Here is an 18,532-nt window from a genome sequence, read left to right on the forward strand (position 1 = left end):
AAGGGGGAAGGAGAAAGGCATGAAGTCAGATCGCGCACGCCGTCGCGCCCGGATTGGCCTGCGCCGCGCTCACGCTGCGCGCCATCGCCGCGGCCGCCGCCGCCGTCACGCGCTGTGCGCCCAGCGCCAGCGCGTCCATGCCGCCGCCGGTGGCCTCGCCCGCGTCGAGCCGGCACACCAGCGTGCGCGCCTCGTCGGAGCGGCGCAGGGTCCAGCTGAAGCCGGCATCGACGCGCCCGCCGTCCACCAGGTCGAACTGGCGCACCTGCACCGCGACACGCCACACGGGCTGCGAGGTCTGGCGCCCCCCCTGGGTCACGTCGAGCGCGCCGAGCCGGCCCGCGATGCCGCTGCCGAGCGCATCGCGCAGTTCGTTCTCGAAGGACGAAGCCCAGCGGTGCTGTTCGAGCACGTCGACCTGCACGCCGCCGGTCGGTCGGCGCACCACCATCTGCGGACGCGCCAGCCGCTCGGGCACGGCCACGGGCGCGAGTTCGATGTACATCGGCGAAGCCACGTTGGGAACGCGCGGCGCGGCATCGGTGGCTGCGGGCGGGCTGGCCAGCGTGTAGTAGCTGTCGGGCTTGCTCGCGCAGCCTGCCAACGTCAGCACCGCGGCGGCGCACGCGAGAGCGAAGGTCGTCGTCTTCATTTCTTGTCGTCCGGTTTGCCGCGCAGCAGCGATTCGGGATGGCGTTCGAGGTAGTCGGTAAGCACGCGCACCGAGCCTGCGGCGCGCGTCAGTTCGCGCAAGGTCTGGCGCATGTCCTGCTGCAACGGCGAGTCGTCGGCCAGCGTGCGTTCGGCGGTGTTCACCGTCTTGCGCACGTCCTTCATGGCCGCGGCCAGCTCGGGCGTGACATCACTGTTGATGCGGTTCACCGTCTGCTCGGTGCTGGTGAGCGTCTTGTTGAGCGTGGCCAGCGTGGTGCGCAGGTCGGCCGCGATCTGCTCGTAGGGCACCTTGTTGAGCTTGGTCGCGATCTCCTGCACCTGCGACTGGATTTCGTCCAGGCCGTTGGCGATGGTGGGCAGCTCGATCGGGCTCTTCGACAGGTCGATCTTCGCGGCCGGCGCCTTCGGGAAGAAGTCGAGCGCCACGTAGACCTGGCCGGTCAACAGGTTGCCGTTGCGCAACTGGGCGCGCAGACCCTTCTCGGCCAGGAAGCGCAGCCGCTCCTGCTGCGTCGCGCGCGATTCCGACTCTTGTGCACCGGCGCCGCTTTCGCGGCGGCGCAGGCGGTCGGGGTAGATCTGCACCAGCACCGGCATGCGGAACTCGCGCTCGGCGCGGTCGAACTCGACACCGATGGATTTCACCTCGCCCAGCACCACGCCGCGGAAGTCGACCGGCGCGCCCGGCGTGAGGCCGCGCAGCGACTGGTTGAAGTACATCAGCAGCGTCTGCGACGGGCCGTCGGGCTCCTTCATGGCGGAGGTTTCGTCCAGCGCCAGCGCGAAGGCCGTGTTCTCCTTGGCCAGCGGGCCCATCGCGTCGTCGGGCGCCTGAAAGGCGATGCCGCCGAGCAGGATGGTCGCCAGCGACTGCGTGCGCAGCGTGAAGCCGCTGGCGCTGAGCTGCGCGTCGATGCCGCTGGCCTGCCAGAAGCGCGTGTTCATGCCGACGAACTTGTCGTACGGCGCGTTCACGAAGACGCGCAGCGTGACGCCGCGGCCGTCGCCGTCGAGTTCGTAGGCCGCCACCTGCCCCACCTTGATGCGGCGGAAGTACACGGGCGAGCCGACGTCGAGCGAACCCACGTCGCGCGCACGCAGCAAAAACTGCTGGCCCGAGTCGCCGCGCGTGACGATGGGCGGCGTCTCCAGGCCGGTGAACTCGCCCGAGGTTTCCTTCTCGATGCCCGCGTCGGCGCCGATGTAGGCCCCCGACAGCAGCGTGCCCAGGCCCGAGATGCCCGAGGTGTCGAGCCGGGGCCGCACCACCCAGAAGCGGGAGTCGGCGGAGGTGAAACCCTCGGCGTCCTTGTTGAGCTGCACCAGCACGCGCACGTGCGAGCGGTCGCGCGCCAGGCGCAGGCTCTGCACCAGGCCGATCTGCACGTCCTTGTATTTCACGGCGGTCTTGCCGGCCTCCAGGCCCTCGGCCGTCTTGAAGGTCAGCACGATCTCGGGGCCGCGCTCCATCAAAATCTTGGCCACCAGCATCACGCCGACCAGCGCGGCGACGATGGGAATCAGCCAGATCAGCGAGGGCAGCCATTCGCGGCGGCGCGCCACGCGCGGTTTCGGCAGCGCGGGCGGGGCCGACGCTGCCGGACGGTCTTGCGGTTGCGTGTCTTCTTCACTCATGCGGTTTGCTCTTCCCTGCGTTCAAGTTTTCGTTCGTCCGTATCCGTCTCTGCTGTCGGCACCGGGCCGTCCCACGTCAGTCGCGGGTCGAAGCTCAGCGATGCCAGCATGGTCAGCACCACCACCGCGCCGAAGGCCGCGATGCCCACGCCCGCGGTGATGACCGCAAAGCCCTGGATCTGCACCAGCCCCGTCAGCAGCGACACCACGAACACATCGAGCATCGACCAGCGTCCGATGATCTCGATGATGTGATACAGCTTGGCCCGTTCGCGCCGTCGCCAGTTGCTGCGCCGCTGCGCCAGCACCACAAGCAGGAGCAGTACCGCCAGCTTGAACAGCGGCACCAGGAAGCTCGCGATGAACACGATGGCCGCCAGCCCCCAGGCGCCCGACACCCAGAAGTAGATGACGCCGCTGAGGATGGTGTCGTACTGCGCGCCGAACAGCGTGCGCGTGATCATCACCGGCAGCAGGTTGGCCGGGATGTACATGATGCAGGCCGCGATCAGGAAGGCCCAGGTGCGGTTCAGGCTCTGCGGCTTGCGCGTGTGCAGGTGCGTGCCGCAGCGGGCGCAGGCGTCGCCATCTTCCGCGTCGCGCCACACGGCCGTGCAGTGCGTGCAGACGTGCAGGCCGAGCCCGGCGGCGGTCGGCACCGGGTTCTCGTGGTCGTGCTCGTCGTCGGCCTGCGCCTCCCAGGGGCGGGCCGAGGCCAGGCGGGCGGGCAGCCCGCGCATGTTCATGCGCGCACCTCCGGCGGGTCTGCATCAGTATCCGCAGCGGCGGCCGCGTCTTCTTCATCCGCCTGGCGGAAGGTCATCTCCCAGAACGCGCCGGGGTTGAACGACAGCACCGCCGTGAGTGTCACGGTGAGCGCCACGAAGGCCCACAGCGCCGGGCCCGGCACCACCGTCGCCATGCTCGAGAGCTTGACGATCGCCACCAGCACGCCGAGCAGGAAGACCTCGATCATTCCCCAGGGTCGCAGCGACTGCATCATGCGCACCAGCATCGCGAAACCCCAAGGCCGGTGCGCACGGCTCAGCGGCACCAGCAGATAGGCCAGGATGCACAGCTGCAGCAGCGGAAAGAGGATGGTCGTGGCCAGCACCAGCAGCGCCACCGGCGACATGCCTTCCGCGCTCAGCACCACCACCGCGCCGGCCAGCGTGGTCTGGCTGCGCAGGCCCTGCAGCTCGATCTCGACGATGGGAAACAGGTTGGCAATGGCGAACATGATCAGGCTCGCCACCGTCAGCGGCAGGATGCGCCGCTGCTGCGCGCCCGGGTGCCGGTCGAGCTCGGTGCCGCAGCGCGGGCACTCGGCCACGTCGCGCGGCGCCAGCGGCGTGCGGGCGTAGACCGCGTCGCAGCCCGGACAGACCACGGTGTCAGGTACTTCCTTCATGAGGCCGTACCCTACCTTATTCAGGCGTGCGGACTTGTCGTCTTCAGCCGCAGACTGCTGAAAACCGCCGCCACCGCCGCGCAACCCGCGGCCAGCACCAGCGCCACCACCGGGCCGTGTCCGCCGTGCGGGCTCCAGATGCTGAACACCGTCGCCAGCACCACGGCCCCCAGCGTCTGCCCCGTGAGTCGCGCCGTGCCGAGCATGCCGCTGGCCGCACCACTTCGGTGCGCAGGCGGCGAGCTCACGATGGTGTGGTTGTTGGGCGACTGGAAGAGCCCGAAGCCCAGGCCGCACAGCGCCATGCGCCAGGCGATGTCGGCATTGCCCGGATGCGCCGGCAAGGCGGCCAGCAACGCCAGCCCGGCGGCAAGCAGCCCCAGCCCGATGCCGCCCAGCAGGCCGTCGGGGTAGCGACCGATCAGCCGCCCCGCGATGGGCGCCATCACCACGATGGCCAGCGGCCACGCCGTGATGAGAAGGCCCGCTTCGATATGGCTGCGCCCGTACACGTCCAGCAGCAGGAACGGCAGCGCGATGTAGGCCAGCATCTGCGCGCAGAACGCCGCCACCGAGGTGCCCATCGACAGCGCGAACACCGGAATGCGCAGCAGGTCGATGGGAAAGAGCGGCACCGTCAGCTTGCGCTGGCGCCGCAGGTAGACAAACCCGACCGCCAGCCCGGCCGCCAGCGTGGCCCAGGCCGACCACGGCGTGCCCGCGGCCTGCACACCGCCCTCGCGCACGCCCAGCCGGTCCACGCCGAGAAAGACCAGCGAGAACATCAGCACGTTGAGCGTCACGTCGATCAGCGAGAAACGCGCACCGGCGGCCGGTGCCGTGCGGTTGAACGGCAGCGCCCGCATGCCCAGCGCGAAGGTGACGATGCCCAGCGGCACGTTGATGGCGAAGAGCCACGGCCACGACGCCACCGACAGGATCGCCGCCGCCACCGAAGGCCCGGCCACCGAGGAGGTGGCGACCACCAGCGAATTGACGGCCATGCCCTTGCCCAGCTGGGCCGAGGGGTATGTGAGCCGCACCAGCGCCGCGTTGACGCTCATGATCCCCGCCGCGCCGAGCCCTTGGACGGCGCGGGCCGCGATCAGCGTGCCGAGCGAGTTGGCAAAGGTCGCGGCCAGCGACGAGACCGTGAACACCGCCATGCCCACGAGGTACACGCGCCGGTAGCCCACGAGGTCGCCCAGCGAGGCCAGCGGCAGCAGCATCACCAGCGTGGCGATCTGGTAGGCATTGACCACCCAGATGGCCTGCGCCGGCGTGGCCTGCAGCTCACGCGCGATGCCCGGCAGCGCGAGGTTGACGATCGTGCCGTCGAGCACCGAGACCGTGAGCCCGAGGATGATGACCAGCATCGCCCAGCCGCGCGCGGGCGCGGCCAGGCCGTCGAGGGGAAGCGGCTTGGCGTCGCCTGCGGTTGCAACCGTCATGTGTTCACACCTTCTCAGGCTTCCTGCGCCCTGCCCCCGGTCGGCTCGGAGCGCACACCGCCGAGCGTGAGCCAGGTCAGCACCAGCGCAATCAGCGCGCCGCCGGCCATGCCCGTCACCATCGGCAGCGGGCGGCCGTTGGAGAACAGCCCCACCACCGCCATCGCCAGCGCGCCGGTCAGCATCTGCAGCGTGCCCAGCAGCGCCGAGGCCGTGCCGGCGATGGCGCCGTGCATCTCGAGCGCCAGCACGCCGGTGGTCGGGATCACGAGGCCCATGAAGCCCGAGGCGATGAAGTACAGGACGATCAGCACCCACAGGTTGTCGCCGCCCGCCGCGAAGTACACGAACATCGCGACCATCGCCACGCCGCAGCACACCAGGCCGAACTTGACGAGGTTGACCAGCCCGTAGCGCTCGCCCAACGAGCCCGTGAACTGCGAAGCTGCAATGAAGGCCGCCGCGTTCACGCCGAAGGCCACGCTGTACATCGCGGGCGACAGGCCGTAGTGGTCGATCATCACGAACGACGAATTGGCCAGGTAGGTGAAGAAGCCCGCCATCGCGAAGCTGCCGATGAACACCAGCCCGAGGTAGTGCCAGTCGCGCAGCAGCAGCCAGTAGGCCGCGAGCGCACTGCCCAGGCTGCTTTCGACGCGTTCCGAAGCCGGGCGGGTTTCGTCGAGCAGCTTGACCATCATGGCCAGGCCCGCCACCGCGGCGATGGTGACGGCCCAGAACACGCCGCGCCAGCCGGAGAAAGCGATCACCGCGCTGCCCGCCAGCGGCGCAAGAATCGGCGACACGCTGAACACCAGCATCAGCAGCGACATCAGCCGGGCCGCGTCGGTGCCGGTGTGCAGGTCGCGCACCACGGCGCGCGGAATCGCCATGCCGGCAGCCGCGCCGAGGCCCTGCACGAAACGCAGCGCGATCAGTGTCTGGATGTCGGTGGCCAGGGCGCAACCCACGCTGGCGAGCGCGAACAGCACCAGTCCGGCATACAGCGGCGGCTTGCGCCCGACCATGTCGGAGATCGGGCCGTAGAGCAGCTGGCCCGCGCCGAGCGACAGGAAGAAGGCGGTGAGGCTCATCTGCACCGCGCCGATGTCCGCGCGCAGGCTCTGCCCGATGGCAGGCAAGGCCGGGAGGTACATGTCGATCGCGAAAGGCCCGATGGCGGAGAGCAGGCCCAGCAGCAGGGCCATCTTGAAGAACGGAGAAGAACGCATTGGGTCGATTGTGGCGAAGGCTCGCAATCGGCGCTGGCGTGGGGTCGGCGGCTTTCTCCGCTAGTGCATTGGTTCTACCGGGCGGTACGCCGCCCGGTTCCGCGTTCAGTACAGCGTCGAGCGTTGGCGTGCCGGCAGCTCGCGGTCGTAGGTGGCGCCGTCGAAGGCCGCGTCGGTCAGCGCGGAAAGGATGGCGCCCGGCGTGGGCACGGTGCGCGGCGCATCTTCCGGCACCGGCGCCCAGAGCTTCGAGCGCTGGATGGCACGAGCGCACTGGAAGAACACGGTGTCGACGGTGATCTCGATCACGCACTGCGGCGCACGCCCCTCCACCGCGAAGCGCGCCAGCAGCTCGGGTGCCGCGGTGATGCGTGCGCGCCCGTTCACCCGCAACGTCTCGCCTACGCCCGGAATCAGGAACAGCAAGGCCACGCGCGGATCGGCCACGATGTTGCGCAGGCTGTCGATGCGGTTGTTGCCGCGCCGCTCGGGCAGCAGCAAGGTCTTGTCGTCCTGCACTGCGACGAAGCCCGGTGCATCACCCCGCGGCGAGGCGTCGAGCCCACCGGGACCGATGGTCGCGAGCACCGCGAACGGCGATGCGGCGATCAGCCCTGGTAGCTCGGGTGCAGGTACGGCACCTCTTTCTTGAGCGAGGCCTCGCCTGGCTGGCCGAACAGGGCTTCGAGTTGGGCGACGGTGTCGATGGTGGTCATGGGGCGATGTTCTCCTGAATCGGTATGGGAGGCGAAGCGCGTCGCACGCACGCCAGCGCCGCAGCCGCCAGCAACAGCGCGGCGGTGCCGTAGATCCACGGCGGCGAAGCGATGGGCAGCAGCACGCCGGCCAGCAAGGGGCCAGCGCCCGCGCCGATGTCGCGCCAGACCGCGCGGGCCGCCAAGGCCCGCACGCGCTCCGGTCCCGGCGTGCGACGGGCCACGATGGGTGGCAGCAGCGGCAGTTGCAGGGCACGCAGCACCACAATCAGTGCCGCGCAGCTCCACAGCCAGCCCAGGCCGAAGCCCACGAGCGCGAGGGCCGTCACCAGCGACAGGCTCACGAGCAAGCGCTCGGCGCCGAAATGCTCCGCCATGCGCCCGCCGACGGGCCCGAGGAAGATTTCCGCGAGGTAGCGCAGCGCCAGCAGCACCCCGGCCACGAGCACCGCGCCGCCGGGCAGCAGGTCCTTGCCGAGGTACGACAGGCCCACGATGAACAGGCCATCGAGCGCCAGCCCTTCCATGAAAGACCAGCCGTCCAGCGCATTCGGCCGCTGGAAGCGCCGCTTCGGTGCTGCACTGTGATGCGGCGTCGACGGCAGCCGCCGGGTGACGAACAGCGCCAGCAACGAGACCACCGCCAGCACGCCGAAGATCGCACGTGGCCCGACCGTGTACGCCATCAGCGCACCGAGCGGCAACGCCAGCACTGGCCCGGTCGCGATGAAGGCGCGCGAACGCCCGCTGCGCCGCGCGGCGCCGATCGGGTCGGCCGTGGCCAGCGCCTGGGTCGACAGGTTGAGCGCCGCAAAGCACAGCCCCCAGGTCAGCCGCAACGGCAGCAGCGCCCAGAAACCCGAAAGCGTGGCGTAGCCCAGCCCGCAGCACGCAGCGGCCACCACGGCCAACGTGCAACTCGCCCGATCGCCGTGACGCGCATAGAAACGCGCCACCCAGCCGTAGCCCGCGATGCGCACCAGCCGGTTGGCCGCCAGCAGCAAGCCGACCTCGGCCAGCGAGACGCCGAACTGCGCGGCGTACATGGGCAACAGCAGGTACAGCACCACATCGGCCGGTAGCGACAGCCCGAGCGCCATCGCGGCATGGCGGGAGTCCAGGTCGGTGGATCGAAGGGAAACGTCGGGGGCGGAAGGCGGTGGTGCGGCAGACATCGAACCCGCATCGTGCCCGCTCGCACCGCTGCCCGACAAACGACATTCCCGCGCGGCATGCGTGAGAAAATCGCACGCATGCCGCTTCGCGAACCGCCCCTTCACGCCGTCCGCGCCTTCGTCGCGGCGGCCCGCCACCTGAGCTTCACGCGTGCCGCGATCGAACTGCACGTGACGCACAGTGCGGTGAGCCGGCAGATCAAGAGCCTCGAAGCCTGCCTGGGCGTGGCGCTGTTCGAACGCCGCATCCGCCAGGTCACGCTGACGCCCGAAGGCCAGCAGTTCTTCGCGGAAACCGAACCCGCGCTCGCGCAGATTCACGCGGCGGCCCGGGCGCTGCAGCTGCAGGGTCCGGCACGCGCGGTGCGCATCAATGTGCGGCCTTCGTTCGCGGTGCGCTGGCTGATTCCCCGGCTGCCATCGTTCGTGGAACGCCATCCCGATATCGAGCCGCAGGTCGTCACCAGCACCGTCATGCCCGAGCAGGCGGCAGGCAGCTTCGACATCGCCGTGCGCCGCGGCCTCGAAGGCTGGCCATCGTCGATCAAGGTGCGTCCCTTCCTGGAAGACGAGGTGCTGGTGGTCGGCGCGCCCGCGCTGTTCAAGACGCAGCCGCTGGCCGACCTGCGCGCCCTCCCCTCGCACGTGCTGCTGTCGGCCCGCACGCGCAAGGACGACTGGGACGACTGGAAGAAGCAGGTCGGCGCACCGCGCGCCCGGCCAGCCGGACGGCTGCAGTTCGACCACCTGCATTTCGTGCTGCAGGCCGCGGTCGACGGACTGGGCATTGCGCTGGCGCCGACCTCGCTGGTGGCGCACGACCTGGCCTCGGGCCGGCTGCAGTCGCCGCTGCCTGCGCTGCGCATGACGCTGGAGCGCTACTACTACGGCCTTGCGCCCGATGCAGCGCCCGAAGCGGTGTGCGTCGCCGAGTGGTTCGAGCAGATGAATCCAGGCTGAGGCTTCCACGTCCGTAAACGGCCAGCGGCAGCAAGGTCCGGACCGCACGATGCAGTCTTTGTCTTCGTGTCCTGCTGCATGCCCTCCTCCCTGCCCCGCTCTTTCTCCCACCTCGCGTGGGCCAACCTCGCGGCGCAGTCCGCTGAACAGCTGAGCCTTGCGGCCGTGCCGCTGGTGGCCGTGCTCGCACTCGGCGCCGGGCCGGGCGAGATCGGCTTTCTCGCGGCGGTGCAGACGCTGCCCTTCCTGCTGGTCTCGCTGCCGATGGGGCTGCTCGCGGACCGCATGTCGCGCCGCCGGCTGATGGTGTGGGCCGAGGGGCTGCGCGCCGTGTCGCTGCTGGCCTTGCTCGCGATGGTGCTGTCGTCGACGTTGGGCATCGGCGGACTGGCTGTGCTCGGATTCCTCGGCGCGGTCGGCACCGTGGGCTTCAGCGTCGCGGCGCCCGCGTTGGTGCCTGCACTCGTGCCGCGCGAGGCGCTGGCGCTCGCGAACGGGCGGCTGGAGCTGGCGCGCAGCGCTGCCTTCACGGCCGGCCCGGCACTCGCAGGTGCGCTCGTCGCGTGGGCCGGGGCCTCGTCGGCCTTCGTGCTGGCGGCGGTGCTGTCGGTGGCGGCTGTGGGCCTGTTGCTGCGCCTGAACGAGGCACCCCGCCCTGCGGCCCCGTCGCGCCATCCGCTGCGCGAGGTGCAGGATGGCGCGCGCTTCGTCTGGCAACACGCTTTCCTGCGGCCCATGCTGATGACCGGAGCGGTCTTCAACATCTCGTGGTTCGTGCTGCAGGCGGGCTATGTGCCCTACGCCGTTCGGGTGCTCGGTCTCGGTGCGCAGGCCGTGGGCTTCACGCTCGCGATGTACGGCGCGGGCATGGTCGTCGGCGCGCTGCTGACCTCGCGCGTGACCGCGCGGCTGCCCTTCGGGCGCGCCATCCAGGTCGGGCCTGCCGTGGCGGTTGCAGCCGCCGCGACGATGGCGACCACGCTCGTCGTGCCGACGGCCTCGCTGGCTGCGCTCTCGTTCTTCCTGTTCGGCGCGGGACCGATGGTCTGGGTCATCACCTCGACCACGCTGCGCCAGAGCGTGACGGCGTCGGCGATGCTGGGCCGCGTGTCGGCGGTGTTCCTGACGGTGAACGCGGGCGCGCGGCCCGTGGGGGCGGCGCTCGGTGGTCTGGTCGGTTCCATGTGGGGCGAACCCGCCTGTTTGCTGCTGGCGCTCGCGGGCTTCGTGCTACAGGCTGCGATCATCTTCGGCTCGCGCATCGCGGGACTGCACCGCCTGCCGGTGCCGGTCGCCTGAGATCCCGGTTTCAGAACAGCGAGCGCGTCCCGCTCGGCGTGGCGCCTTCGATGTCGAGCATGCGCAGCTTGGTCAGCGCGCCTCCGCCCGCGGAGAAACCACCGGGCTTGTTGCCAGCGGCCAGCACGCGATGGCAAGGCACGACCGGCGCAAACGGGTTGTGGCCCATGGCCTGGCCGACCGCGCGCGAGAGGCCCTTGTCGCCCAGTTCCTCCGCCACCTCGCCGTAGGTGCGCGTCTGCCCCGGTGGAATGCGTCGCGCGATCGCATAGACGCGCTGATGAAATTCGGACACGCCACGCATGTCGAGTTCGATGTCGCACAGGTCGTCGGTCGCGCCTTCGAGCAGCGCCTGCACGCCCGCGATGGCGTGCTGCGCACGCTCTGACGGCAACGACTCGGCAAGTTCTGGAAAGCGCCGGTGCATCCGCGCACGCGTCGCCGGTTCGCCGCGCTCTTCAGGCAATTGCACTCCGACCAGGCCTTGCGGCCCCCAGGCCAACGCGCAGACGCCGATGGCAGTCGGGAACAAGGCAAAACCGGATTCGGAAGTGGATGCGGCGGTCATCGATGCATTGTGATTGAAGCTCAAAAAACGAGGCGCGAACACGCGCACGGAGTCCTTTTCGGCGAGTGAGGAAAGTACCACTCCAACACCCCGAAATACCAGACTTTCATTCGGCGCTTCGAGGCGTTTCCGCTCATCGTTTCGAACGAACCGAACGTCGGCAAGCCGTTGTCGGACATGTGCATCGGCCACTAGCCTCACGCCCGGAAGTTGTTGGCTGAAATTCCAAAACAACAGGGAGGAAGATGCACATGAGGCCACGCGAATCTTCGCGGCCGGCGGGACTGCGCGACCAGCGCGGCCTGACCGCCATCGAGCTGATGGTCACGCTCGCGATCCTGGCGATTCTTGTCGGACTGGCTGCGCCGTCGATGTCACGCTTCATCGTGCAATGGCGCCTCGCCAATGCCGTCAACGCACTGACCGGCTCCCTGCGCCTCGCACGCACCGAGGCCATCGCCCGCGCCCGACCGGTCGTCGTGTGCCAACTGAAAGCAGGAACTGCTGTCGCTTGCGAAACCGGTGCAAGTGCAGACGAGCTTGCGGGCGGGTGGATCGTGTTTGTAGACAACGACCGTGATGCCTCTTCCGTGTATTCCGAGTCGAAGGGCGACGAATTGCTGGTGCGACAGGACGCCCTGCCCGGCCTCGCGCACATCAAGCTCGGAAATGCGGGACGCTTCGTCTTCCTGCCCAACGGACTGATGCGTTCGGGCGCCAACGGCATCACATTCGATGCGAGCGGCTTCGACAAGGCCAGTACCCCTTCGTGGGCGCGCAAGGCGCTGTGCATCAGCAAGCTCGGCCGCATCCGTCACCTCACGGATACCAGCGATTGCTCCAGCGGCGGTGACGAATGAAGCCTCGCACTCAGGGCACACAGCGCGGCGCCACCCTCATCGAGGTGCTCGTGGCCATCGTCATCCTGGCCATCGCCCTGTTCGGCATGGCGGGGCTGACCTCGGCCGCCCTCAAGTACAACCAGTTCACCCGCATGCGCGCCACGGGCCTGAGCCTGGTGACCGATTACGCGGAGCGCGCCCGCGCCAACCTCGTCGGCTTTGCCGACTATGCCTACACCAAGGCCTACAACCCGAGCACGCGAGCGGCGGCCTCCGAAGATCCCACGTCGCCGCGCGGCACCTGCCTTGTCGACACGTCCAACCCCACCAGCCCGGTCAACACCTGCGGCACGGCCATCGCCGCCTATGACCAGTCGCAGTGGCTCACCAATGTCGCCAACCGCCTGCCAGGCGGCACCGCGTACGTCACGTCCGAGCTGACCGTCGCTCCGTCGGGCGTGAACGGCCTGCCCGCCACGCGCGTGCTGAACATCTGGCTGATCTGGAGCGCCATCGAAGAAGGTGCCGGCTTCGGACGGCAGGAACAGCTGCAGCAGCTGTGCCCCGCCGGCGCGAACATCGCGGATGAGGCCTCCGTGAACTGCATGTACTTCCGGATCACGCTATGAGTGCCGCCTCCATCCCTTGCGCACGTGTGCGCCGCACGGCTCGCGGCTTCACGCTGATCGAGCTGCTGATCTCCCTGACGATCGGGCTGGTGATCCTGGCCGCCGGCCTGTCGGTCTTTGCCACCTCCAGCCGCAGCAGCCAGCTGTCGGAGGTCGAGACCCAGATGAACGAGGACGGCATCCTTGCGCTCAACCTGATCCAGCAACAGATCAAGCAGGCGGGCTTTTCGCAGCAGCTCATTCCAAGCCATGGTGCGACGGTGATGGGCAACTACGCCGGTCCCGCCGTGCGCGGCTGCGACGGCGGCTTCACCGATGCCGCAGCCGCCTTCGACAAGCTCTCGTGCGTCGGGGGCGAAGGCAGCGACGCCATCGCCATCCGCTACGAAGCCACCCCCGACAACACGGTCCCCTTGCTCACCGACGCCACGGTGGCAACGAACTGCGTGGGCAACAGCATCCTGCCCTTGACGCCGACACAGGTGAGCCCGCGCCCCACGCCAGCCGCCGGCACATCATTGCCGGACCTGTACGCGCTGGCCGACAACCGCTATCTGGTGACCGATGCGCAGACCGCACCGATGCTGTCCTGTCGCGGTGCCGAGAAGCGCAATACCGCCAACATCATGGGCGCCCCGCAGCCACTGCTTGCCAACGTGGAGCGCATGCAGATCCTCTACGGTGTGGCCAGCCGTCCGAGCGCCGAACTCGCGGCCGCCTACGACCCGCTGCTGCACCAGATCGTCGACTACCTCGAGGCATCCGACGTCGACAAGCTGTCCGAAACCATCGAAGACCGCTGGAGCCGCGTGCTGAGCGTGCGCGTGTGCCTGCTGATGCGCAGCGACAGGCCCGTGCGCGATGTGCCCGAAGGCGGCATGGCCTACAAGCAATGCCACAACGCCGACGAGACCGGCACCGACGGCTACCTGCGCCGGACGTACACCACCACGGTGCTGCTGCGCAACCGGCTGATCGCACCATGAAGATGAATCCCTGCTCTTCTTTGCACCGCATCGGTAGCAGGACGCGCGAGCGTGGCGTGGTCCTTGTTGTCACGCTGGTCCTGGTCGTGATCCTCTCGCTGCTCGGCACCTTCGCCATCCGCAATGCCACGCAGAGCGAGCGCAGCGTGAACGGCATCCGCTCGACCGAGGTGGCCCGCGAGGCCGCCGAGACTGCGCTGCGCTTTTGCGAACAGGTGGCCATGTTCGACGGTGACGGCAAGGACTACACCGAGTACGGCGTCAGCGGCATGCGCGCCAGGATCATCACGGCCTCCATCGGCTCGGAGTTCGATGAAGCGGCGGCATGGCGCAAGAGCGCCAACTGGGCGGGCAACCGCGTGATCGTCCTTCCGAAGGACTACTTCAACAAGAAGCCCACGGGCACCACCGTCGATGCCACGCAGCTTGCCATCGCGCCGCGCTGCCTCATCCAGAAGATCGAAACCACCTCCACACCCAAGCTGACCGGTTACCTGATCACCGCCCGGGGCTTTGCCAACAACGCCAGGTTGGCGCCGACCGGCATCGCCACCCAAGGCGCCGAAGCATGGCTGCAGTCCGTGCTGACGCGCGACAGATGACCTCATGCACAACCCTCTCAATGCCATGACCCATGCACGCGCCGGTTTCTCACGCAACAGCCCCGGTTTCACGCTGATCGAAGTGATGGTCGTCGTCGCGATCGTCGCCATCCTGGCGGCCATCGCGCTGCCGAACTACCAGGAACACGTGCGCCGTTCCAAGCGTGCCGAAGCTCAGGGCTCGCTGATGGAGGCTGCTCAGTTCATGCAGCGCTACTACTCGGCCAACGACCGCTACACCGCTGTCGCAGGCGACAGCGGTGTGGAGTCCGAGCAGAAGAAAGGCGCCAAGAGCCTGCTGCCCGATGGCCTGCAGCAGTCGCCCAGAACCGGCACCGCCAACTACACCATCGCCGTCTTCGCGCGAGACACCCCGCCCAGCTACACGCTGCGGGCCACTCGCACCGGCAGCATGAGCGGCGACCGGTGCGGCACGCTGATCCTGAGCGGCCTGGGTGTGAAAGACATGGATGGCGAAGCCTCGGGCTTGATGACGACGGATTGCTGGAAATGAATCTCGCACGCCTCATGAAGAGCCCATTTCCGACGCACCGAAAAGACCACATGACCGCCACGCACCCGTTTCTTGCTCCCGCCCTCGTCAAGGTCACCGGCATGCCGCGGACATTCATCGGTTTCGCTGCCATCTGCTGTACAGCGCTTCTTCCCATCGACAACGCACGCGCCGCAACGACGCCGAGCCAGACCCCGCTGTACAACGCCGTGCCCGGCGCCAAGCCCAACCTGATGTTCGTGCTCGACAACTCCGGATCGATGGCGGAAGAAGCCCAGGATGGCTATCGGGTCGACGACAACTGCCCGAAGTCCGGCCTGCTTTGCGGAACCAAGTACGGTTGGTACGCCATGCGGTCCAGCAGCGTGAATACGCAGTACTACAACCCGGCCATCACCTATGGCGCCCGGGTAGAAGCGGATGGCCGGAAGAAAACCAACCCGACGGCCTTCGTGGACAACCAGTCGTCCTCCGGAACAAGGCCCCAGCACACGTCAGGGGGGACGACAGGCACCAGGAGATTCACCTACGTCATCTGCAAGAACAATGACTGTGCCAGCGAGACGAACAGGACAGTCCGCACCATCCAGTCATCCGACTCAGGCAATGTTCCGTTGCCCGATGGACACCGGCGCACCGATTGCGGGAACGCCAACGAATGCTCCGCAACACTGGAGCGCCAGAACATCGCCAACTGGTACGAGTGGTATCGCACCCGCACGTTGGCGGTCAGCACCGCACTGGGTCTGGCCATGCAGAGCTACGACAACAAGTTCAGGGTCGGGTACGTCCAGTACAACCGGAACGGACAGCGCGCAGAGCACGTCGTGAGCGGCGTCAACTACTTCAAGGACGAAACCGGCGCTTCGGGCAAGAAGTGGAAGACCGGGTTCTATGACTGGATCTACGGCATCGACCCCGAGGGCGGAACGCCAAGCCACAACGCCTTGCAACTCGCCGCCGACTACTACGCCGGCACAGAGACCCGGACTGCGGCTGGTGCCTTGTTGAGCCGCCCCTGGAAGAACGACCCCAACGACCCGAACAGCGCAGAGCTCAGCTGTCGGCGCGCCTACAGCATCGTGCTGTCCGACGGTGCCTGGAACTTCAACACCGCGCGAGGCATCGACGCGCGCTACACCGCCAGCAAGGGAAGCATCAACTTCGACGGAAAGCCGTCGGGAAATACCGAGGCATTCCGCTATGACCCGAAGGGCGCGCCGGGCTACGACAGCGCGGACCCCGCCAAGAGGCTGATCGCCAGAAACCTGTACATCCCCTACAGCGACGGTGCCAGTGCCAGCAGCAACGGGTTCGCCGACCTGACCGCACGCTATTTCTGGCACACGGATTTCTCCAGCACCCTCACCAACGACGTCCCGCCCATAGGGGGTCAGCACAACCCCACGTTCTGGCAGAACATGACCACGTTCACCATCGGCTGGGGCCTCACGCCTTCAGGCGATGCAGGCCGGTTCGGGGGGCTGAAATGGGCGCAGATCGACAGCTACAACAACGACTGGCTCGCCGGCAACGCGGCGACACGGCCCAACTGGGCCACGGGCAACCTGAACGCCGGCGGCACCGTCGATGCGTTGCGTGTGGACGACTTCATCCGCGCAGGCTTCACCGGCGGCGGCCGCGCCTACAGCGTCTACTCCGGCGACGACGTGCGCCGGGCCCTGGACAACGCACTGAGCAGCATGGTCGGCTCCGGCAACGACGCGGGCGTGGCGGTGTCCGGCAACAGCAATGAATTCCAGACGCTGGAAGGCCAGTACAAGTACACGACCGAATACCAGACGGCGGACAACAGCGGAGACATCAAGGCCTTCGAGCTGGATGCCAACGGCGGCTACAAGTCGGTCGAGGGCGGCAAGCCGAAGCCCGCGTGGTCGGCCAATGCCAGGATGCCGGCCGTCGACAAGCGAACGATCTTCGCGTTGTCGAACTACGACCCTCACTCGCCCGCCGCAGCAGTGCGCACGGCATTGACCTTCGGCACGAAGCTGGGCAGTCTGCCGGCCGATTTCCAGGCCCTGCTGAATGCCGACAAGCAGCAGGCCACCGACGAGAGTTTCGTGCGCTACCTGCTGGGCCAGGACCCGCAAAAGGATGTCACCGGCGCACTCTATCGGCTGCGCAAGCAGCCCATCGGTGCCTCCGTCAACTCACCGCCGGTGTTCGTGGGCGGCCGGTTCGACATGGGCTATGCCGACTTCGGCGAGGTCGACGGCAAGGACAGCTACGCGGCCTACAAGACCCGCAAGACGACGCTGCCGGCCACCATCTTCGCGGCCACCAACAACGGCAAGGTCCATGTGCTGAATGCCGCCAGGACCGACGCGGGCGGCGCCGAACTCGCTGCGTTCATGCCCAAGGGCGCGATGGCGTCGCAGATCGATCTGGCCGACCCGAACTTCCGTTTCCGCTACACGCTGGACGGGCCACTGGTCGAACAGGACATCTACGACAAGGATGGCGTGGCCCCCGCCGGCGGAAAGCAGACGTGGCGCCAGCTGGTGCTCGGCACCGGCGGGCGCGCAGGCCCTTTCCTGTACGGCCTGGAGTCGCCGATGAACGCCGCCGACCGGGCGCCGGGCAAGGATCACTTCCTCTGGGAGGTGAACAACAAGCACAAGGACTACGCCCACCTGGCCCACGTGACCAACAACCCCGCCGCGGGCCAGCTGGACGACGGCACCTGGGTCATGCTGACGGGCAGCGGCCACTACCCGGAAACCGGCAAGCAGGTCGGCCTGTACGTGGTGGAAGCACTCACCGGCAAGCTCCGAAAGTTCATCGAACTCCCGAAGGAATTCGGCAACGGCGCCACCGGCGGCAACCGTGGCCTGGGCGGCGTGGTGGCGGTACGGGACACCACGCGCCGTGTCGTGGCGGCCTACGCCGGCGATGCCAACGGCAACCTGTGGCGCTTCGATCTGCGCAGCGCGAAGCTGGGGACGTCCGTGGCGCAGCTGCTTTTCAGCACCCCAGGCGGCAAGGCGCAGCCGATCTACGCCGCGCCGACGTGGCAGGTCCACCCCGGCGACGGGAGCACCTGCGCCTACAGCGCCTCCACGCAATGCGGCGCCATCGTGGTCGTGGGCACAGGCATCCTGCTCGACGAAGACGACCTCGTCACGCCAGTCAGCAAGCAGGCCATCTACGGCATCTGGGACCAGACACCCATCGGCGGCGACGCAAAGGTAGACGCTCGCAAGATCGAACTCTCCAGCCTCGTGGAGCAGACCATCGACCTGCAATCGGCAAAGGGCGGCGTGGCCCTGGAGGCCGGCAAGAGCTTCTATCAGGTGAGCGCCAGGCCGGTGGACTGGAAGACCCAGAAAGGATGGCGCCTGAACCTCGGCACCGTCTTCTACGCGGGCGCCATGCTCGATGGCGAGCGCGTCGTCGGCGACCTGGCCAACCTGGGCAGCAGCGTGATCGTCTCGTCCTTTCTGCCGGAGGACAAGAAACAGGGCATCGAATCCTGCACGGCCACGGGCAGCCTGCCGAACATCATCTACGTGCTCGATGCCCTGACCGGCAAGAACAAGAACTCCTTCGATGTCGATGCCAACGGCATCTTCGACGCGTACTCGGTGGCTTCGATTCCCGCCGGCGGCTTCACGCGCGGCAACGTCACCTCACGCAACCTGGTCGGCCAACCCAACGAAGGCCGTCCGGACGGCAAGCCCGAGACTGGCTGCACGAACGAAACCGGCTTTCTCACCGGAGTGGGCGGTACGCAGAAAGCCGGCGATGGCTGTGCGGACGCGCGAACCTGGCGCCGCAGCTGGCGTCCCGTGGCCTCGCCTCCTTTCTGAGGCGGGC

The 18,532-nt window shown here is 68.0% G+C and carries 16 protein-coding genes and 1 pseudogene; 8 read left to right on the forward strand and 9 right to left on the reverse strand.

What is annotated here, in order from left to right; all coding sequences use genetic code 11:
* Positions 1-25: 25 nt before the first annotated feature.
* The 8 genes and pseudogenes from D3H34_RS02175 to D3H34_RS02210 all read right to left on the reverse strand — a co-directional run bounded on the left by D3H34_RS02175 (position 26) and on the right by D3H34_RS02210 (position 8,295).
* Positions 26-652 carry a PqiC family protein gene (locus tag D3H34_RS02175; RefSeq protein ID WP_119551780.1) on the reverse strand — a complete coding sequence of 209 codons (627 nt, stop codon included), beginning with the start codon at positions 650-652 and terminating at the stop codon, positions 26-28.
* Entirely contained in the window at positions 649-2,310 is a 1,662-nt protein-coding gene (locus tag D3H34_RS02180; RefSeq protein WP_119551782.1) for a PqiB family protein, read from the reverse strand. The genes D3H34_RS02175 and D3H34_RS02180 overlap by 4 nt, the downstream gene beginning before the upstream one ends.
* Positions 2,307-3,050, reverse strand: coding sequence for a paraquat-inducible protein A (locus D3H34_RS02185; RefSeq protein WP_119551784.1), 744 nt, complete (start codon positions 3,048-3,050; stop codon positions 2,307-2,309). Before D3H34_RS02185 ends, D3H34_RS02180 begins: the two co-directional genes overlap by 4 nt.
* A gap of 2 nt (positions 3,051-3,052) precedes the next feature.
* The gene (locus D3H34_RS02190; RefSeq protein WP_119551786.1) at positions 3,053-3,721 is read right to left on the reverse strand and encodes a paraquat-inducible protein A; all 669 of its coding nucleotides are present in this window, start codon (positions 3,719-3,721) and stop codon (positions 3,053-3,055) included.
* Between the two features lie 20 nt (positions 3,722-3,741).
* Entirely contained in the window at positions 3,742-5,172 is a 1,431-nt protein-coding gene (locus tag D3H34_RS02195; protein ID WP_119551788.1) for an MFS transporter, read from the reverse strand.
* A 14-nt stretch (positions 5,173-5,186) separates the two neighbouring features.
* Positions 5,187-6,404, reverse strand: coding sequence for a multidrug effflux MFS transporter (locus D3H34_RS02200; RefSeq protein ID WP_167481103.1), 1,218 nt, complete (start codon positions 6,402-6,404; stop codon positions 5,187-5,189).
* 105 nt (positions 6,405-6,509) lie between these two features.
* Positions 6,510-7,120 (reverse strand): annotated as a pseudogene (locus D3H34_RS02205) (pyridoxamine 5'-phosphate oxidase family protein).
* Positions 7,117-8,295 (reverse strand): MFS transporter, encoded by a 1,179-nt coding sequence (locus tag D3H34_RS02210; protein ID WP_119551790.1) that lies wholly within the window; start codon positions 8,293-8,295, stop codon positions 7,117-7,119. The pseudogene D3H34_RS02205 and the gene D3H34_RS02210 overlap by 4 nt, the downstream one beginning before the upstream one ends.
* A gap of 78 nt (positions 8,296-8,373) precedes the next feature.
* Between D3H34_RS02210 and D3H34_RS02215 the strand changes: the two genes are divergently transcribed.
* Together D3H34_RS02215 and D3H34_RS02220 are read left to right on the forward strand one after the other, a co-directional pair.
* The gene (locus D3H34_RS02215) at positions 8,374-9,255 is read left to right on the forward strand and encodes a LysR substrate-binding domain-containing protein (RefSeq protein ID WP_119551937.1); all 882 of its coding nucleotides are present in this window, start codon (positions 8,374-8,376) and stop codon (positions 9,253-9,255) included.
* Positions 9,256-9,333: 78 nt separating this feature from the next.
* Positions 9,334-10,554 (forward strand): MFS transporter, encoded by a 1,221-nt coding sequence (locus tag D3H34_RS02220; protein WP_119551792.1) that lies wholly within the window; start codon positions 9,334-9,336, stop codon positions 10,552-10,554.
* A 10-nt stretch (positions 10,555-10,564) separates the two neighbouring features.
* On the opposite strand, the gene D3H34_RS02225 is transcribed toward D3H34_RS02220, so the two are convergent.
* Positions 10,565-11,122 (reverse strand): methylated-DNA--[protein]-cysteine S-methyltransferase, encoded by a 558-nt coding sequence (locus D3H34_RS02225; protein ID WP_119551794.1) that lies wholly within the window; start codon positions 11,120-11,122, stop codon positions 10,565-10,567.
* A gap of 251 nt (positions 11,123-11,373) precedes the next feature.
* Between D3H34_RS02225 and D3H34_RS02230 the strand changes: the two genes are divergently transcribed.
* The 6 genes from D3H34_RS02230 to D3H34_RS02255 are packed head-to-tail and all read left to right on the forward strand — an operon-like array spanning position 11,374 to position 18,525.
* Positions 11,374-11,982: a GspH/FimT family pseudopilin gene (locus D3H34_RS02230; protein ID WP_286185350.1), complete on the forward strand. Its 609-nt coding sequence runs from the start codon at positions 11,374-11,376 to the stop codon at positions 11,980-11,982.
* Entirely contained in the window at positions 11,979-12,593 is a 615-nt protein-coding gene (pilV, locus tag D3H34_RS02235; protein ID WP_119551796.1) for a type IV pilus modification protein PilV, read from the forward strand. The genes D3H34_RS02230 and pilV overlap by 4 nt, the downstream gene beginning before the upstream one ends.
* Positions 12,590-13,579, forward strand: a complete 990-nt coding sequence (locus D3H34_RS02240) for a PilW family protein (protein ID WP_119551797.1) — start codon at positions 12,590-12,592, stop codon at positions 13,577-13,579. The genes pilV and D3H34_RS02240 overlap by 4 nt, the downstream gene beginning before the upstream one ends.
* The gene (locus D3H34_RS02245; RefSeq protein ID WP_286185351.1) at positions 13,576-14,181 is read left to right on the forward strand and encodes a PilX N-terminal domain-containing pilus assembly protein; all 606 of its coding nucleotides are present in this window, start codon (positions 13,576-13,578) and stop codon (positions 14,179-14,181) included. Before D3H34_RS02240 ends, D3H34_RS02245 begins: the two co-directional genes overlap by 4 nt.
* A 25-nt stretch (positions 14,182-14,206) precedes the next feature.
* Complete coding sequence (locus tag D3H34_RS02250) at positions 14,207-14,695, forward strand: type IV pilin protein (RefSeq protein ID WP_119551799.1); 489 nt, start codon at positions 14,207-14,209, stop codon at positions 14,693-14,695.
* A gap of 50 nt (positions 14,696-14,745) precedes the next feature.
* Positions 14,746-18,525, forward strand: coding sequence for a pilus assembly protein (locus D3H34_RS02255; protein WP_286185352.1), 3,780 nt, complete (start codon positions 14,746-14,748; stop codon positions 18,523-18,525).
* Positions 18,526-18,532: the final 7 nt, after the last annotated feature.

Source organism: Acidovorax cavernicola (assembly GCF_003581445.1).

Bases quoted from the DNA above. Each gene is read 5' to 3' on its own strand.
- D3H34_RS02175 (WP_119551780.1), bottom strand. From the start codon at position 652: ATGAAGACGACGACCTTCGCTCTCGCGTGCGCCGCCGCGGTGCTGACG.
- D3H34_RS02180 (WP_119551782.1), bottom strand. From the start codon at position 2,310: ATGAGTGAAGAAGACACGCAACCGCAAGACCGTCCGGCAGCGTCGGCC.
- D3H34_RS02185 (WP_119551784.1), bottom strand. From the start codon at position 3,050: ATGCGCGGGCTGCCCGCCCGCCTGGCCTCGGCCCGCCCCTGGGAGGCG.
- D3H34_RS02190 (WP_119551786.1), bottom strand. From the start codon at position 3,721: ATGAAGGAAGTACCTGACACCGTGGTCTGTCCGGGCTGCGACGCGGTC.
- D3H34_RS02195 (WP_119551788.1), bottom strand. From the start codon at position 5,172: ATGACGGTTGCAACCGCAGGCGACGCCAAGCCGCTTCCCCTCGACGGC.
- D3H34_RS02200 (WP_167481103.1), bottom strand. From the start codon at position 6,404: ATGCGTTCTTCTCCGTTCTTCAAGATGGCCCTGCTGCTGGGCCTGCTC.
- D3H34_RS02210 (WP_119551790.1), bottom strand. From the start codon at position 8,295: ATGTCTGCCGCACCACCGCCTTCCGCCCCCGACGTTTCCCTTCGATCC.
- D3H34_RS02215 (WP_119551937.1), top strand. From the start codon at position 8,374: ATGCCGCTTCGCGAACCGCCCCTTCACGCCGTCCGCGCCTTCGTCGCG.
- D3H34_RS02220 (WP_119551792.1), top strand. From the start codon at position 9,334: ATGCCCTCCTCCCTGCCCCGCTCTTTCTCCCACCTCGCGTGGGCCAAC.
- D3H34_RS02225 (WP_119551794.1), bottom strand. From the start codon at position 11,122: ATGACCGCCGCATCCACTTCCGAATCCGGTTTTGCCTTGTTCCCGACT.
- D3H34_RS02230 (WP_286185350.1), top strand. From the start codon at position 11,374: ATGAGGCCACGCGAATCTTCGCGGCCGGCGGGACTGCGCGACCAGCGC.
- pilV (WP_119551796.1), top strand. From the start codon at position 11,979: ATGAAGCCTCGCACTCAGGGCACACAGCGCGGCGCCACCCTCATCGAG.
- D3H34_RS02240 (WP_119551797.1), top strand. From the start codon at position 12,590: ATGAGTGCCGCCTCCATCCCTTGCGCACGTGTGCGCCGCACGGCTCGC.
- D3H34_RS02245 (WP_286185351.1), top strand. From the start codon at position 13,576: ATGAAGATGAATCCCTGCTCTTCTTTGCACCGCATCGGTAGCAGGACG.
- D3H34_RS02250 (WP_119551799.1), top strand. From the start codon at position 14,207: ATGACCCATGCACGCGCCGGTTTCTCACGCAACAGCCCCGGTTTCACG.
- D3H34_RS02255 (WP_286185352.1), top strand. From the start codon at position 14,746: ATGACCGCCACGCACCCGTTTCTTGCTCCCGCCCTCGTCAAGGTCACC.